Origin of the sequence: Glutamicibacter sp. FR1, from assembly GCF_047300825.1 — a bacterium.
GTDB classification, from domain to species: Bacteria; Actinomycetota; Actinomycetes; order Actinomycetales; family Micrococcaceae; genus Glutamicibacter; species Glutamicibacter nicotianae.
On sequence record NZ_CP178602.1, the window covers coordinates 2,834,747 to 2,850,518 of the forward strand.

Consider the following 15,772-nt stretch of genomic DNA (forward strand, 5'->3'; position numbering starts at 1 on the left):
ATGCGAAGACGCACTTCGGGCTTTGCAGGGAGCAGACCCTCAACGCCGCGCATCATCACGCAATGGGAGCACCTCGTCGTATAGCTCACCACAGTTGATTCGAGCCTTGAGTCGAGTACCACGCCCCGCCGTCCAGTTGCGTGTAAGGCCTACGGGAACGCCGGATTCGGAATAGAAGTGAATCCGCTTCTCCGGCGCCCAAGCCCCCTGCTCCTGATTCTGTTCATGGTAAAACTCCACGTCTTCAGAATTGATCAGGTACTCAAACGCCTCTTTCTTCTCCGCCTCATTCATGAATCTCACTTGCTGATTCTTGCCGTACACAAGTTTAGTCATTGGCCTGCCTCCTCCATTTCCTTGATGGTCTCGTTGATCAGTGCAACTTGCTCAGCCCTCAACTGATACTCGTGGTAAAGGGCGTCATCTGTCCATACTCGATCCAGTGGAGGGAGCGGGACAAACTCGAACATCGCCCGCGTGATGTTTTGCGTGAGAAGTATCGACGACACAAGGAACCGCGCGAAACGCGTGCGTAAATACGAAACGGCGCTTTCGGCTTCTGATTCAGACTCGAATGGACCTACGATTAAATAGGACTCCGTTGCGACGGACCCCGGAGGCATCACTTCCACACGTGATAGCACGCGCTTCATTCCGTTCTTGTCCGTCTGACCGGCATGCTCGCTCGACGTCTTGGACAACAGCACTTTCCACTTGTCGACCAAATCTTCGCCCCGCGTCACATTATTGCGGTCTGTCCACCCGTCCCCCGAGCTCGAGTAGAGACGCGTGTTCCCAGAGGCCGACGCACGTAGCGAAGCATCGAGCCCGAATGGGCGCCTGCTCGACACGATGGTCGAAAACGAATCGCTGCCTAAGGAATTGACATGTTCGACGACCTCGAGCACCCGATTGTCACGGATGAACACGCTATACGCGTCCAACTGCCGCTCCGCGCGCGTTACGCCACCGGACCCGACGGTCTCGACAGAACAGAGACCCTGCCAGCTCCGGTCCCAGAGAAAGTAACACACGCCTCCCGCAACGTCGACGCCACCAAACACGTCCCTGGAATTGGGGAAGTCCACTAGCTTCTTAAGACGTCGGTCACCGAGCATTTCACTTCGAAAACCGTCAAGGCCTTTGCCGCCAGCGAACCAGCGTGATGGGATCACCATGGCCAAGAATCTAGGGTCAAGTGCTTTAGCGCGATCCACAAAGGCGTTATAAATTGGCCGTGCACTTGACCCAGCACCCCCTCCATCGCTGAGCTGGTACGGCGGGTTGCCTATGATGACGTCGAACTGCATGTTGTCTCCGAACAGCTCCGCGATGCGAGCTTTGATGTCGTCGGTATGAATGAAGGCATAGGCGTGAGTCTCAAGGTCGTCACCACGTGCGTAGTCATCCTCGCCCGCTCCGCAGTAGATGCACTTGCGGTTGGTATAGACGATGACTTCTTCGCTGGTCAGCGGATCGGATCGGAACTCTCGTTTCCCACCGCCCCAGGTGTGCTCGGTGCGCTCGAACCAGATATTGCCGTCCTCGGTCGTGAATGACTTGGCGATCGAGTGCGGGCCGTTGGCGAACTTCGAGCAGTAGACGCTCCGGCGCGCAAGCAGCGCAGTGAGCTGGGTGATCCCGATGCCGAACACCTGATGGGTGAGGATGTGATCGACGCGTTGGTCGAGGTCGGGGATTGCCCGGACCAGTCCGTCGGTGAGCCGACGGACGATCTCGCGGAGGAACACGCCGGACTTGGTGAACGGATCGAGGAACGTGACATCGGGGTTAGCCCAGATGTCCGCACCGTCGTTGGCGTCTGCCCACGCGGTTGTGAGCGTATCGAGCATCTGGTTCGCGAACTCTGGCGGGGTGAAGACCTCGTCGTTGGACAGGTTCGCGATGCAGGTCAAGACATCTGGGTTATGCCGTCGGAGGGTGAATGGTGCAAGGGTCACGCGGCGGCCTCCGCGATCTGGCTGACGGTCATCGTCGGGTAAGTCTGCGCGGGGATGAATAGGTCGTCCTCGTCGAGTTCGCCGAACAGGGTCCCCTCGTATGAAGCACGCTGGGTGAGGTCTTCGTAACGAAAGTCGCGCCTCTGGAATTTTCCTTTACCGAGGTAACCCCACTCAGGAAAAGTGATCGGTTGGCCGCTGGGCACGGTCATGGTCAAGGCATCGCCTTGGACAATGTTCACCGCTAGAACCGCGCGTGCTGCTTGCGCCCACCGGTCATCGTTGCTGATGCCCAGAAACAAGTTGAACAACTCGGCAAGGTTGTCGCGGCACTCGTTGGCGTTGTCTACTAAAAGTTCGATACCATAAGTGCACATCAGCGCGAATAGCGCGTAGTGGCGCTTCTCGAACTCGCTTTTGCCGTGGCAAAGCCGGACGGTCGCCAGCTTACGAGCCAGGACCGGGACAAGGAAGTTGCCCGAGCCGCAAGCGGGTTCGAGCACGCGAGAGTCGATCCGCTCAGACTCATGCTTGACGAGATCGAGCATGTCCTCGACCATCCACCCCGGTGTGAACACCTCGCCGTGATCCGCAACGCGTTGCTTGGACTTCACTAAGCGCTGGACTTCACGCAGCGTCATCGCCTCTCCTCCCTGTGCTCTTCGTCATAATCGTAGGAACGACCACCGACATTGGCGTGACATGCTGCGGCGCCTCGTGGTCGCTGGCTGCAGCCCCTCGTCGCACCCAGTCGTCGATCTCGCAGGCTTGGAACTTCCAGTGGCGGCCGACCTTGTGAGCGGGCATGGCCTTCTCGGCGATCCAGGTGTAGACGGTGTCTTTGGTGACCCCAAGGTGGGCGGCGATGTCGTCTGCTGACAGCCACGGCTCAGCCACGTTGGTCCTCCCTCGCTCTGGCCTTTGCAGGCCAACACTAATGATGATACCAGTGGAGGTACGGCTTGAGTTGGGTTTCTGCGGGCGTGGCCGAACGAGTGGGCTGCCGAGGGTGGTCGCTGCGTTCTGCCGATCAGTCCCGGACACGGGCCTTGAGCCAGGTCCACTGTCTCGTGCCACCGGTCGGGGTTGGCGTTCCAGCAGACGGTGTGGCCAGCGTCAAAGGTCGCCAGATCAACAAGGTCTGGGCGTGCGTCGTGGAGTGTTTGTGAGAGCCGGATCGGTACGTTGTCGTCTCGGGTGCCGTGGAGGATCATGGTCGGCTTGGTTATGTCTGGGGCCCACGCAGTCCAGTCGAAGGAGCGGAGCGGGACGCGGCGTGGTAACCCGTCTGCGCGCCCCAGTGGTGTGATGGTGAGCCACCGAATCGAGAGGTGCCCGGCTGGTGCGGGCAGTCCGCTTCGGGCGCAGTTGGCCTTGATGACCTCGCTCCAGTTCAGGATTGGTGAGTCGAGGACGGGCGCGGCGTTTAGTCCCTCGTGGCGAGGCCGGTCGTCGAGTTGGAGTGCGACGGCGGCACGCATTGACCAGCCGAAGAGAATGATTCTTGGGGCTCTGCGTCGTACGACGTATCCGATGGCCTAGTCAACGTCAGGAGTCACGGTATCGACGAGGGTTGATCGCCCGGTGCCGACTCGCGGCCCTTCGGCGGTGTTGCGATAGCTGAGGACGAGCGAGGTGTAGCCGAGTTCGGTCGCGGCGAGGACGCCGCGGAGGGTGCCTGATCGAGTGCTGCCGAGCCCGTGGACGTGGATCGCCCACGTCGAAGGGTTGCCGTCAATGCGCCACGCCGGGCAAGGTCCAGCCGGAGTGGTGATGGTGATCTCGCGCGTACGGAGCCCGGCGTCGGCTGGTGTGGCCTAGCAGATGCCGCTTCAGGAGACACGGTCGCCGATCTTCGGGGTGAGGCCAGGTGCAGTGCCGGTGATCCCTCGCGCCACGCGAGTAGCTCCGCGATCGACGATCTCGGTGGATAGCTGGCCCAGCTTCCGTGCTCGGACCAAAGATGGTAGCTGCCAGGCGCGGTGGTTTGGTCGGTGTGGCCGAGCACGATCAGGTCATCTTTGCCGTCGTGCTCAACACCTCGATTAGTGAGGTCGAACGTGAGTGGGCCGACGGGTGTGGTGAGCCGCCGAGCGATGGCCCACCTGACCCTAGCAGCCGTTACCGCTGCGCCCCCCGCACCGACAGTGATGCAGCCGATCATGCTACACGCTCGTCGATGTTGGGAACGTGCAACGTCATTGCGACGGCCATGTCGTTTCCGACGAGGTGGCGCTCGGCGCGTTCGAGTAGGTCGCGGTCGTCGGCGCCGATGTCGAAGGTGATGCTGGGGTCGATCATCGCGTCGCGGATCTCGACGATCACGCGGTGGAGGTGTCCCTTGGGGGCGTCGCTGCTGGCGGCGAGGGGGCGGCCTATTTGAGCCCGGGTCGTGCGTGTGTCGCTCGGAGCCAAAGCGGCTCCAACTGCTCCGTGAACGAGATGGTGTGCTGACGCCGGGATCGGTGCTTGGCGCCGCGCGCAGCTGGCTGGACAGCGAACCCGGCGCAGAGGAACACGAAAGTGAGGACGGACAGCGGGTCGTAGACGGCCTGAATGGCGTGCATGAGGTCGAGGTGGCCTGCAGCGTGGGCGATGCCTATGACAACTACGGCGAGGCTGAGCGTGACACCGAACGCCGATCCTAGTACTACAGTCGCGTTTATTTTCATCGCTCACGGCGGTTTAATCGGACTTCACACCAGAATCCTGTTAAACCTGATCCGTGAGCGATGATACTTGTGTGGCAGAAATACGTGAATGGGCCCAAGGACTCAATGAAATCCGTGAGCTGATCGGCGGGCAGTTCGCCCGCACCGAACCGAGAAACAACGCCATCGGATACATCGAAGGCCTGCTGTCCGATGAGAAGCGCAAGAACTCCTGGACCCTTGTCCGAACGCGCCGGACACGGCACTCCCGACGGGATGCAACGATTGCTGTCCACCACGGACTGGGACCCCGACTCCGTCAGGGATCTGCTGACCGGCTACGTTATCAAGCATCTGGGAGACCAGGAGGGGATCCTGGCCATCGACGAGACAGGTTTCCTAAAAAAGGGCACCGCCTCGGCCGGGGTCGCCCGCCAATACTCGGGCACCGCCGGCCGGATCGAAAACTGCCAGATCGGCGTGTTCCTCACCTACGCCACCCGGCACGGGCGCACCTTCCTAGACCAGGAACTCTACTTGCCCAAGGCCTGGATGGATGACCCGGCCCGCTGCGCCAAAGCCGGGATCCCCGCAACCCGGGCCATGGCCACCAAACCGGTACTGGCCGCGCAGATGGTCGAACGGGCCCTGGACGCCGGAGTCCAGGGTAAATGGGTGACCGGAGACTCGGTCTACGGGCAGCATTCTGGACTGCGCCGCCGGCTGGAAGCCCGCGGCATGCACTACGTGATGGCCGTGCCGATGAACCAGCAGGTCATCACCCCGGCCGCCGACGGGGTCGGCGTGCAGGTGCGGGTTGATGAGCTGGTGGCCGCACTGGATCCGCGGGCGTGGAGGGAGCGCACCGCCGGCACCGGGGCCAAGGGCGAACCGATCTACGCGTGGGCGAAACTGCGGATTAACGGCTCCGGCGAGGACGGAGAGCATTGGCTGCTGCCCCGCCGGTCCGTGAAGGACCCGACAGACCTGGCGTATTTCGTGTGCTACGCGCCCAAGGGCATCACGCTGATCACCCTGGCCTTGGTGGCCGGGGCCCGGTAGTCGATCGAGGAAACTTTCCAGACGTCCAAGGGCCAGGCCGGGCTGGATCACTACCAGGTGCGCCAGTACACCGGTTGGTATCGGCATATCACCTTGTCGATGTTCGCCCACGCGTTCTTGAGCGTGGTGCGGGCTAAAAAGGGGGCTCTGATCCAGGTTCCGGGGCTTTGGTGAGGCTGTCGTTGCCTGAGATCCGCAGGTTGTTGTGTTTGGTTGTTTTGCCCCGGATGCCGGACCCGGAACTGGTGCTGGATCGTTCTCGGTGGAGGCGTGCGCATCAGTTCCGGGCGCGGGAGTGCCATTTCAGGGCGCGGGGGTTCACCCGCGAAACGCGACTGTAGTACTAGGGCCCGGAACCCGGCCCACGGGCACCGGGTGGCGTGCGCTGGCCGGGCCAATCGGTCAACGCATCCTGGCTGGACTCCTGCCCGCGCGCAGGCTGCGCACCGGGCCACGCACGGTGAAACGAGCGATCTCGGAGTACCAGGCCAGGGCTCATAAGCCACACGGCCCCACCCTGCCGGCCCGGCTGCGCGTGCAGATCATCGGTGCGGAAACGGGGTTGACAGCCGGGGCCGTGACTTAACTGAACGGCATTGGCACTAGGCCGCGCCGAACAAGCCCGAGTAACGACGATACGACCGCACCTGTCGACCTGCCGCACGTCCTCGTCACCGTCGCAGAAGATGGCACTCTCACCGCCGCAGTCGATGGAACACCGTTCCCGCCCCAGGACGGGACCGCGTGGACGCGGCGCACCTGCCTGACAGAGCAATCGACACACAGTTGGTCGCCCGAGTCAGGAGGAGGCCATTATGGCCATTCACACCCAGGAATCGCTGTCAGGCTTCATCGCTTCGGAGCCGCAACTCACCGAGACAGCCAAGGGAGACGCCGGATTCTTCGCACGTATCGGCAAGGAGCACTTCCGCCGCGAGGACGACGGATCGTTCACGCAGACCGAGACGACCTACCACCACTTGGTGATGTTCGGGCGTTCCGCTGAGCACGCGCACGCAAACTTCTTCAAGGGCGACAGCTTCGTCGCCGAGGGTTACACCCGGCCGGTCAACTACGAGCGCAACGGCCAGGCGATCGAAGGCGAAGCGTTCGTCGCCAAGAAGATCGGCCACGACGCGGCCCGGACCCGCTACGAGGTGGACCGCACACCGCGCAACGGAGTCGGCAGAGACGCAGCGGCATACGAGCCGACGAAACGAGCAGCGACCACGGCGCACGCCCCGGTCAGCATGTGAGTTCGGGAGCCACAGCGATGAACGATCAGCATGAGATGGTGAGCCGGATGTCTTCGACGGACCGCCCCGCGTCACCAACGCGGACATGCCCGAGCCGCCTCACCCAGTGAACTGGAACCTGCTGAGGGCGCACGAGCTAGAGCAGGAATGGCTCGCGCTGAACCGGTGGGTTGACTGGCTGCGACGCACCTATGGCCTCACCGTCGCGGTGGTGCCGCCGTTCTGGCACCAGCACCCGGAGATGGTCTGGGAGCTATCGGCGTTGGCTCGCGGCCTACGATCCCGAGCAGAACGCATCCGCGCCGCTCGGCTGGCACCGCGACTTCGCCGACGCACGCGAGCGCCTTCGCTACTGAGTCACCGCCTGTGGAACTCGTGGCGATCGTGACCGCCCGCCCCGGCAAGCTGCGTGGCCCGGTGAGGACCCGGCACCCGCGATCCAGGACTTCACATTCACCAACCGGGACACCGAGTTCGTCTAGTTCGTCATCTCCCAAGTCCGCAAGCGCCAGGAGGCCGAAGACGAGTTCTACGCCAACCTGGCTGACGACGAGGGCCCGTAGACCGATGAGCCGCTATGCCAAGAAGACCGACCGTCGCCCGTACGAGGAGCGTTCGTTCTCCGTTCGGGCCGTCCACCGCGAACGCGCCGACCTGCACAAGCTCGCCGAGGTTCTCATCCGGCTGACCTTGCAGGAGACCGGCGAGAGCCGCGCGGCCCGCGCGGCCACGCGGGTACCCGACACCTACCGAGCGGCTACGGATGATCTGGCCACTTCTGAAGCCGCCCGGTAGAATGAACACTGCAAGCCTCGCAATGCGGGGTGTTGTGGCCTAAACCTCGCCGCTCGGCGGGCAACTCGCACCGAGACCATCGGGTCTCGCCCTACAGTCTTCACCGGCTGCTCTCACGATCAACACCCCTCCCACGAACAGTTGGGAGCGCGAGGGTCGAACCGCGTGAGAGTGAGCCCCCGATGACCACCATTGCCAACGATCCGGCTGCCAGCCTCATCGACCCGCCCAAGACAATGGCCGCCGCTGTGTCCTACCTGCGGGTCTCGAACCGCGAGCAGGCTGAGAAGGGCGGCACCGATGAAGGCTTCTCGATCCCAGCCCAGCGCGAAGCGACCAAGCGCAAGGCCGAACAGCTCGGCGCCGGGATCGTCGAGGAGTTTGTCGATGCGGGAGCGTCAGCCAAGTCTTCCGACCGGCCCGAGCTGATGCGGATGATCCAGTACGTCAAGGCCAAAAAGGTCGCGTACTGCATCGTTCACAAGGTCGACCGGCTCGCCCTCAACCGCGCCGACGACGTGAGCATCCACCTCGCACTCCAACAGTGCGGGTCCTGCTCGTATCCGCGTCCGAGAACATCGACGAGACCCCCTCCGGGATGCTGCTGCACGGCAGCCTGCCCACGCCGAAACGCCCCGCGAAGCCGCTGGCCGTGTCCTCCATCCACCGGCTCCTGACCAACCCGTACTACAAGGGCGATGTCATCAACCGAGGCACCCGCTACAAAGGCAACCACCCGGCGCTCGTTCCTGCCGAGGTCTGGTACCAGGTCCAGTCCGTGCTCACCGCGCACCAGCGCGCCGTCGAGGCGACCCAATTCCACGGCCACTACCTCAAAGGCACCGTCCACTGCGGACAGTGCGGCTCCCGGCTCATCGTCTCCAACGTGAAGAACCGCCACGGCAACGTCTACTGCTATTTCGTGCGCTCCGGGCGGCACTCCAAGCGCACTGACTGCACGCGCCAGGCAATGCTTATCGAGGACGTCGAGAAGCTCATTGAGGACTACTACTCGCGTGTCCAGATCATGCCTGCCCAGCAAGACGCCCTGTCAGGCATCCTCCACCACGAGTTCGACCGGCTCATGGCCGCCGAAACCGAAGAACTGGAACGCCTCACCAACAACCGCGACCGGCTCGAAGGCGAGCAGGACCGGCTCATGCAGGCGCACTACGCCGACGCGATCCCGCTTTCCGTGCTCAAACGTGAGCAGGACCGCATCCTCGCTGAACTCGACCAGGTGACCCGCCGCATCGACGCCCACTTTGGCGACTATGCCGAAGCCCGCGCCCACCTCGACGACGCGCTCGGCTTGCTGGGTGACTGCGCCAACATCTACCGCAGGTGCGACGACACCAATCTGCGCCTGTGCAACCAAGCATTCTTCACCAAGGTCTTCATCGACGAGGACAACGAGCTGCGCGTCGAGTTGGGCCGACCCTTCGAGATGCTCCTCGATCCGAAGGTGGGCCTATAGGCAATAAGTGGTGTCGCGCGACCTGATCCTGCCCCGGGAATCCGGGGCAGAATCAAGTCGACTATGGATGTTGTTCCCATAGGCGTGACCCTTAACAGAAAAAACACCCACCCATGTAGTATCTGCCAAAGCCCCCCAAAAGAAGAACGGGAGACGCAACGGCAGGCAACGCTGGCGCTGCACCAACTGCAACGCCTCCACCACACACAACCGCCCAGACGTCACCGCACGGAACCAACTGGCAAGCTTCATCACCTGGCTGATGGGCAAGCTCACCCAAGCCGAACACGCCGGTGGCACCGGACGCACCTTCCGCCACCAAACCCAATGGTGCTGGAACATTTACCCCTACCTGAAGCACAGCGGAGAAGTCTTCGACGAGATCCAAGTCGACGGAATCTACCTGCGCCGCGGCTGGTGCCTTTTGATCGCCATCACCAACGGCAAAGTCATCTCCTGGCAATGGTGCAACCACGAGAAAGCAGCAGCATGGACCGCGCTGCTGCAGCATCTTCCGGAACCGAAAGTCATCGTCACCGACGGCGGCTCAGGACTGATGAAATCGTTGAAGAACCTCTGGCCCGAGGTGAAGGTCCAGCGGTGCCTGGTGCATATCCAGCGCAACGTGCGCACGCACCTGACCCTGAACCCTCGCCTGGCCGCAGGCAAGACGTTGCGCAAGTTGAGCCTGCAACTGACGCCCATCCGAACCCAAGAAGAAGCCGCGGCATGGATGGCCGCGTTCGCTGCCTGGCACACCGAGCACCAGGACCTGCTCGCTGAACGCACCTACGATCGCGACGGGGCCGGCCCGCGGCCTAAAAGGCTGCGCAAGACCCGGACCTGGTGGTACACGCACGAAAGGCTGCGCAAGGCCTACGAGAGCATGAACCGGGCGCTGCGGCGTGGCCACCTGTTCACCTACCTCGACCACGATTTGGAAGGATGAGGGATCAACGCGACGACGAACATGATCGAAGGAGCGATCAACTCCGGGATCCGGGACATGATCCGCAACCATCGCGGGATGCCGATTGAGCACCGGAGGCGGGCGTGCGAATGGTTCTGCTGGACGCAGGCGGACAAGAGCTCACGGCCCGACCTTGCCAGCGCTGATCAAGGCCACCACGGCCTACGAACAAGAACAGGCAGAGGCAAAGCAGAAAGCTGCGGAGGAACCTGTTGGGCCGGAACTTTACGGGACAGCAGCAGTGGCTGAGGAAGGACTGTATTCCAGGGCTGGTTGGGCTGGAAGAACTCGCTAGAACTAGGACCTAGAACGGGGTTTGGCCCGGGTGACACACCCGGGCCAGACACCATTTATTGCCTATAGCCCCGAAGGTGAACGCCAACGCCCTGACCTGGGCCGCAGACGCGAACAAGGCCCGAACCTCGACCAACGTTTCCGTTGGCGAGGGTTCGAGCCTTGTGCATAGGGTGGAGGTAAGGGTGTGTAGATTCACGACATATTAGACACATGAGTCCAGTCATCCTAGACACTCACCCATTGACCTATGAGCTGCGTCATCCTTGACACTGAAACATGTCCAAGAATCATGTCATCGTCCACCAAATCCGCGATGCCGGGATGAGCGTCACCACCGCGTCACGCCAATACAAAATCTCCCGCCAACGCATCTACCAGCTCCTCAAAGCGTACGACGCCGGCGGCGATCAAGCCCTGGAACCACAATCACGCCGGCCGCTGAGCAACCCACGAGCTACCGACCCGAAAACTGTCGAGCTCATCCTTGAACTACGCACCAAACTCACCGCAGCAGGGCTCGACGCCGGCCCACTGACCATCCAATACCACCTGGGCAATATGGCAGTCCCCGTCCCCTCAGACTCCACCATCCGCCGCATCCTGCACGCGCACGGCCTGATCACACCACAACCCAAGAAACGCCCCAAAAGCAGCCTGCACCGCTTCCAAGCAGATCAACCCAATGAAACATGGCAATCAGACTTCACTGAAGCCACCCTCGCCACCGGGCATAAAGTCGAAATCCTGCATTGGATCGATGACCACTCCCGCTACCTGCACCACGCCTCGGTCCACGACGAAATCACCACGCAAATCGTGATCGACAGCTTCACCTGGTGCATCAACCACTACGGACCGCCGCAAAGCACCCTGACGGACAACGGGCTGGTCTACACTACCCGCCTGCTCAAAGGACTGAACAAGTTCGAAAAACTGCTCATCACCCTCGGGATCCGCCAGAAAAACGGTAGCCCCTATCACCCGCAAACCCAAGGAAAAATTGAACGCTTCCACCAAACCGAGCATTTATGGGTCAATGCCCGACCACCAGCGGAATCGATCGCAGAGCTGCAAGCGACCTTGGACGAATTCCAGCACGTTTACAACACCCAACGACCGCACCGGGCACTGAATCGAAACACGCCAGAACAGTGGTACCAGCGCACCCTCAAAGCACGCCCCAACCTCATAGCTGTAACCCGTGATCGCGAGTTTCGCATCCGCTACGATCGCATCGACAAGGACGGCAAAGTAACCCTGAGGCACGAAGGAAAACTGCACCATTTAGGGGTACGCAAAGTCCATCGCAGAAAGAAAGTCATGATGCTCATCGACACCGTCGAAGTCACCGTGCTGGATCTCGAGACCTCAGAAATCCTGAGCAGACATTTGATTGACGCGGAGCGAAACTACTGGCCGGATAAGCAGAAATCCCCCGGCCGGTGGCCGAGGGATTCCGATCAAAATTTGTAAAGTATGTCTCGACTCATCTGTCAACGATGTCTCGACTCTTCACAAGGGTGGAGGTAAGGGGATTCGAACCCCTGACCTTCTGCATGCCATGCAGACGCGCTACCAACTGCGCCATACCCCCAGATGAGACGGTTTCAGCAGTTTGAACAACCCCTGAACCGAGATAAAACTCTACCGGAGCCTTATCGAAAACACCAAACCGGGAACTCGAGACGCTGATCACATCCGGCTATTCACACGATGCCCTCGTAGTGGAAGAATGTGGGCGGGACCTACCGGTCCCGCCGCTTCCTTCGAAAGGCGCATTCCCATGAGCATCGGACTGACCCCCTATCTGCGTTTCGCCGGAGACGCCAAAGAAGCGATGGAGTTCTACCACCAGGTGCTAGGTGGCGAGCTTTCCATGATGACCTTCCGGGAAGGCGCGAATGAGGGCAATCCAGCCTTCGCCGACCAGATCATGCACTCCTCGCTATTCGTCGAGCGCGGCCTGCACCTCATGGCCTCGGACACCCCGCCGGAAATGGACGTCCGGGGCAACGGCGTGATGGCGCTGAGCAGCGACGGGACAACCGGAGCCGATGCAGAAACCCTGACCAAGTGGTGGGAAGGCTTGGCCGAGGGCGGCCAGATCAATATGCCATTGGAGAAGGCACCGTGGGGCGACTCCTTCGGAGAGCTGCGCGACAAGTTCGGCGTAATCTGGATGTTCAACATCACCGCGGTCGCGAGCTAGCCCAAGCAGCTAGTGGGTGCGTGCCTGCTCGCGGGCTTCCAAGGCTTCGCGGCCCACGAGCAGGCCCACCTTCTTCGCGCGTATCTGGGTGATCCACGCAATCAGCAGGCCCAGGGTGGCCAAGCCGGCACCGACCACCGACGGGGCACGGAAGCCATAGCCGGCAGCGATCACCGCGGCACCCAGCGCGGCGCCCAACGCATTGGCGACGTTCAGCGCCGAGTGGTTCAGCGAGGCGGCCAGCGACTGCGCATGCGGAGCCGAGTCCATCAGCAGGGTCTGCAATGCAGGGATCAGCAGGGAACCCACCGCCCCCATCACGAAGACCATGATCATCGTGGGAACGACCCAGCTGGTCACGGCAGCGAAAATCAGCATGGTCGCGATCATGAAGACCGACGACAGCTTGATTGCGCCGAAGATCGACCAGTCGGCCAGCCTGCCACCGACCAGCGAGCCGACCACCATGCCCACGCCGTAGAGCGCCAGGGCCAGCGGTACCAGCTCGATCGGCAGGCCCGCCTCTTCGGTCAGCGTAGGCGAGATGTACGAGTACACCGCGAAGAAGCCGCCGAATCCGACAATGCCGGTGAGCATCGCCAACCAGACCTGGGCGCTGCGCAAGGCAGACAGCTCGCGGCGGATGCTCGCTCCGGCGTCAATCTTGCGCCACGGCACGAACACGCTGATCAGCACGGCGGTCAACACGCCAACCGCGGTGACTACCAGGAACATCGAACGCCAGCCATATTCCTGGCCCAAGCGGGTCACCAGCGGAACACCAGCAACGTTGGCCACCGACAGCCCGAGCATGACCCAGGCGATGGCGCGTCCGCGCATGGTGGCAGGAACCAGGCTGCCTGCGAGCACACCGGCCAGCCCGAAGTAGGCCCCGTGCGGCAGGCCCGCAAGGAAACGGGTCACCAGCATGGTGCTGTAGTCGGGGGCGAAGAACGAGGAGAGGTTGGCGAGCGTGAAGAAGAGCATCAGCAGCTGCACCGCACGCTTGCGCGGGATCTTGGCGGCCAGCGCGGTGAGCACCGGCGCGCCCACCACCACGCCAATCGCGTAGGCGCTGATCATCAGGCCCATCTGCGCATAGCTCACCTCAAGATCGGCAGCGCCTTCCTGGAGCAGGCCCATCATGGCGAATTCCGTGACGCCGATGCCGACGCCGCCCATCGCCAAGGCGAGGATTGCCAGCAGCAATTTTCCGCCAGATAAGTAGGCAGTCATTCAAGTTCTCAATTCGTGGCAGGGTCTTGGGACGCGGCTCCCTCGGCGCTCTTACCCATCGTAGTGACTGCATCGTGCGAGACTGGCAATCCCCTAGCCGAAAATTACGATTCCCACAGTATTTTGTGCCACTCTATTAAGTCCTATGGCTCATTCATCGCATCAACGCCTGTCGGCCTCGCGAATTATCGCGAGGTTCTTCTTTGCCCTGCTCTGCCTCGCGCTGGCCGGACTGATGGTGTTCCACCAGCAGATCCCCGATGTCATGGGCCTTGGATTGATCGTCGACAATCTGGCCCCGTGGATGGGCCTGGGAATTCCAGTGCTCCTGCTGATGGCCTTGGTGGTGCGCGGGCGCATCAGCTTCATCGCGCTGCTTGTGCCCATGGCGGTCTGGGCGGTCCTCTTCGGACCGGCGTTCCTGCCCTCGGATCAGCGCGTCCCGGACGCTTCGCTGCAGGTCGGGACGCAAAACGTCCACGAGTCCGCCGGTGTGCAAGCCGCCCGCGAGCTGGCCGCGCACGGAGCACAGGTCATCACCCTACAGGAAATCGGCGAGGGCCAAGAACCTGAGATCACCGCCGAGCTGGCCGAAACCCACCCCTACCGCTACATGGTCAGCACCGTCGGGGTGTGGAGCGCCTATCCGCTGAAGAACCCGGAACCCCTGGACCTGGGCCTGGGCTGGGACCGCGCGTTGCGGGTTGACGTGGCCAGCGGCAATGGCGACGTGCGACTGTACGCGGTGCATGCAGCGTCGGCCAGGCCTACCGGTCACCACGAGCGGGACATGATGCTCAGTTCGTTGGCCGGCTACTTGGCCGAAGACGATTCTTCGAAGATCGTAGCGGCCGGCGATTTCAACGCCACCAGTTCCGACCGCCACTTCGCACCGGTCGCCAACCAGTTGCAGGAAGCCCACTACAGCGACTGGGGCCTGGCCCTGACCTGGCCGCGGACGCTGTTCCCGATGCTCGGCATCGACCATGTGATGCTGCGCGGAGTCGAATCAGCCGGCTTGGAGCGTCTGGAAATCGGCGATTCCGACCACTACGCGCTGGCGGCCACCATCGATCTGGGGAACTAGACCGCTTCCAGCCCGGTCTGGCGCAGCGTGATGTTGATCCTCCCGCCACCAAGTCCGAGGCCTGCCGGCGCGGTCCCGGCATGGATCTTCGTCACCCCGTGATAGGCGAAGCGTGAGGGGCCGTCGAAGACAAACAGGTCTCCCGAGGCCAGCCGGATCTCTTGCCATGGCCGGTTGCGGTTCTCCGTATTGCCCAAGCGGAACGTTGCCGAATCGCCGATGGACAATGAAACCACCGGCGCGTTAATCCGCTCTTCGGCGTCCTGGTGCATGCCCATCACCGCGTGCGCATCGTAGTAGTTCACGATGGCGGCATCCGGCTGGTACTCCTGCGCGCGCTGCGGATCCCCGGTAGCCTCGGCTACCGCCTGCTTGCCCAGGCGGACCAGCCAGTTTTCCATGGGCGCCACGGTTTGGCCACCCAAGTCACCAGCGGTCCTTGAATAGCTGCCCGGGCTCCAATGCCAGCCCAGGCACAGGCTTTGCACGCTCATCGGATGCCCGTTGATACGAGTACGGTGCGGCGGAATCGGCCCGCTGCCCCACCCGAAGAAACGCCGCACGATCCACTGCTGCGCAGCCGCGTCCAGCCATCCCGGCAAGTGCCAGGCGCCAGGGCGCACCGCTCCCCCTGTGCGGGGCAATGCACTGTCATCGAAAAGCGACTCCATGCTTCCAGCGTGCCCGTTGCGGGCAGGGCTCGGCAAGTCTCCTGCGTATTCGCTCACTGAACTTTGCACGATAAGCCGGCACGGTGCCTTGCAACAATAT

General features: G+C 62.3%; 14 protein-coding genes, 1 tRNA gene and 4 pseudogenes. 11 read left to right on the forward strand and 8 right to left on the reverse strand.

The window, feature by feature from the left end; translation table 11 throughout:
• Positions 1 to 39 precede the first annotated feature (39 nt).
• The 5 genes and pseudogenes from ACLQ8T_RS13600 to ACLQ8T_RS13620 all read right to left on the reverse strand — a co-directional run bounded on the left by ACLQ8T_RS13600 (position 40) and on the right by ACLQ8T_RS13620 (position 4,286).
• Positions 40 to 336, reverse strand: a complete 297-nt coding sequence (locus ACLQ8T_RS13600; RefSeq protein ID WP_413454939.1) for a hypothetical protein — start codon at positions 334 to 336, stop codon at positions 40 to 42.
• On the reverse strand, positions 333 to 1,961 hold the full coding sequence (locus ACLQ8T_RS13605; protein ID WP_413454940.1) for an Eco57I restriction-modification methylase domain-containing protein: 1,629 nt from the start codon (positions 1,959 to 1,961) through the stop codon (positions 333 to 335). The genes ACLQ8T_RS13600 and ACLQ8T_RS13605 overlap by 4 nt, the downstream gene beginning before the upstream one ends.
• Positions 1,958 to 2,602, reverse strand: coding sequence for an N-6 DNA methylase (locus ACLQ8T_RS13610; RefSeq protein WP_413454941.1), 645 nt, complete (start codon positions 2,600 to 2,602; stop codon positions 1,958 to 1,960). Before ACLQ8T_RS13610 ends, ACLQ8T_RS13605 begins: the two co-directional genes overlap by 4 nt.
• A gap of 79 nt (positions 2,603 to 2,681) precedes the next feature.
• A pseudogene (locus ACLQ8T_RS13615) lies at positions 2,682 to 2,858 on the reverse strand (helix-turn-helix domain-containing protein); the annotation flags it as partial.
• Between the two features lie 1,263 nt (positions 2,859 to 4,121).
• Positions 4,122 to 4,286: a hypothetical protein gene (locus ACLQ8T_RS13620; RefSeq protein WP_413454942.1), complete on the reverse strand. Its 165-nt coding sequence runs from the start codon at positions 4,284 to 4,286 to the stop codon at positions 4,122 to 4,124.
• A gap of 122 nt (positions 4,287 to 4,408) precedes the next feature.
• Between ACLQ8T_RS13620 and ACLQ8T_RS13625 the strand changes: the two genes are divergently transcribed.
• The 9 genes and pseudogenes from ACLQ8T_RS13625 to ACLQ8T_RS13665 all read left to right on the forward strand — a co-directional run bounded on the left by ACLQ8T_RS13625 (position 4,409) and on the right by ACLQ8T_RS13665 (position 11,942).
• Positions 4,409 to 4,609: a hypothetical protein gene (locus tag ACLQ8T_RS13625; RefSeq protein WP_413454943.1), complete on the forward strand. Its 201-nt coding sequence runs from the start codon at positions 4,409 to 4,411 to the stop codon at positions 4,607 to 4,609.
• A 77-nt stretch (positions 4,610 to 4,686) separates the two neighbouring features.
• Positions 4,687 to 5,848: pseudogene (locus tag ACLQ8T_RS13630) on the forward strand (IS701 family transposase).
• Positions 5,849 to 6,489: 641 nt separating this feature from the next.
• Entirely contained in the window at positions 6,490 to 6,930 is a 441-nt protein-coding gene (locus ACLQ8T_RS13635; protein WP_413454944.1) for a single-stranded DNA-binding protein, read from the forward strand.
• A gap of 85 nt (positions 6,931 to 7,015) precedes the next feature.
• A pseudogene (locus tag ACLQ8T_RS13640) lies at positions 7,016 to 7,493 on the forward strand (hypothetical protein).
• A gap of 4 nt (positions 7,494 to 7,497) precedes the next feature.
• Positions 7,498 to 7,725, forward strand: a complete 228-nt coding sequence (locus tag ACLQ8T_RS13645; RefSeq protein WP_413454945.1) for a hypothetical protein — start codon at positions 7,498 to 7,500, stop codon at positions 7,723 to 7,725.
• Between the two features lie 182 nt (positions 7,726 to 7,907).
• Positions 7,908 to 8,402, forward strand: coding sequence for a recombinase family protein (locus tag ACLQ8T_RS13650; RefSeq protein ID WP_413454946.1), 495 nt, complete (start codon positions 7,908 to 7,910; stop codon positions 8,400 to 8,402).
• The gene (locus ACLQ8T_RS13655) at positions 8,378 to 9,202 is read left to right on the forward strand and encodes a recombinase zinc beta ribbon domain-containing protein (protein ID WP_413454947.1); all 825 of its coding nucleotides are present in this window, start codon (positions 8,378 to 8,380) and stop codon (positions 9,200 to 9,202) included. The genes ACLQ8T_RS13650 and ACLQ8T_RS13655 overlap by 25 nt, the downstream gene beginning before the upstream one ends.
• Before the next feature lie 63 nt (positions 9,203 to 9,265).
• Positions 9,266 to 10,467, forward strand: a pseudogene (locus tag ACLQ8T_RS13660) (IS1249 family transposase).
• Between the two features lie 278 nt (positions 10,468 to 10,745).
• Complete coding sequence (locus tag ACLQ8T_RS13665) at positions 10,746 to 11,942, forward strand: IS481 family transposase (protein ID WP_413454948.1); 1,197 nt, start codon at positions 10,746 to 10,748, stop codon at positions 11,940 to 11,942.
• A 48-nt stretch (positions 11,943 to 11,990) separates the two neighbouring features.
• Here the strand turns inward: ACLQ8T_RS13665 and ACLQ8T_RS13670 are convergent.
• Positions 11,991 to 12,063 (reverse strand) — tRNA-Ala (locus tag ACLQ8T_RS13670).
• A 189-nt stretch (positions 12,064 to 12,252) separates the two neighbouring features.
• Between ACLQ8T_RS13670 and ACLQ8T_RS13675 the strand changes: the two genes are divergently transcribed.
• Positions 12,253 to 12,678, forward strand: coding sequence for a VOC family protein (locus ACLQ8T_RS13675; RefSeq protein WP_204722916.1), 426 nt, complete (start codon positions 12,253 to 12,255; stop codon positions 12,676 to 12,678).
• Positions 12,679 to 12,687: 9 nt separating this feature from the next.
• On the opposite strand, the gene ACLQ8T_RS13680 is transcribed toward ACLQ8T_RS13675, so the two are convergent.
• Positions 12,688 to 13,914, reverse strand: a complete 1,227-nt coding sequence (locus ACLQ8T_RS13680) for an MFS transporter (protein WP_413454949.1) — start codon at positions 13,912 to 13,914, stop codon at positions 12,688 to 12,690.
• A 145-nt stretch (positions 13,915 to 14,059) separates the two neighbouring features.
• On the opposite strand from ACLQ8T_RS13680, the gene ACLQ8T_RS13685 reads away from it, so the two are divergent.
• Positions 14,060 to 15,001, forward strand: a complete 942-nt coding sequence (locus tag ACLQ8T_RS13685) for an endonuclease/exonuclease/phosphatase family protein (RefSeq protein WP_413454950.1) — start codon at positions 14,060 to 14,062, stop codon at positions 14,999 to 15,001.
• On the opposite strand, the gene ACLQ8T_RS13690 is transcribed toward ACLQ8T_RS13685, so the two are convergent.
• Positions 14,998 to 15,729: an alpha-ketoglutarate-dependent dioxygenase AlkB family protein gene (locus ACLQ8T_RS13690; protein ID WP_413454951.1), complete on the reverse strand. Its 732-nt coding sequence runs from the start codon at positions 15,727 to 15,729 to the stop codon at positions 14,998 to 15,000. The genes ACLQ8T_RS13685 and ACLQ8T_RS13690 overlap by 4 nt on opposite strands.
• Positions 15,730 to 15,772 lie beyond the last annotated feature (43 nt).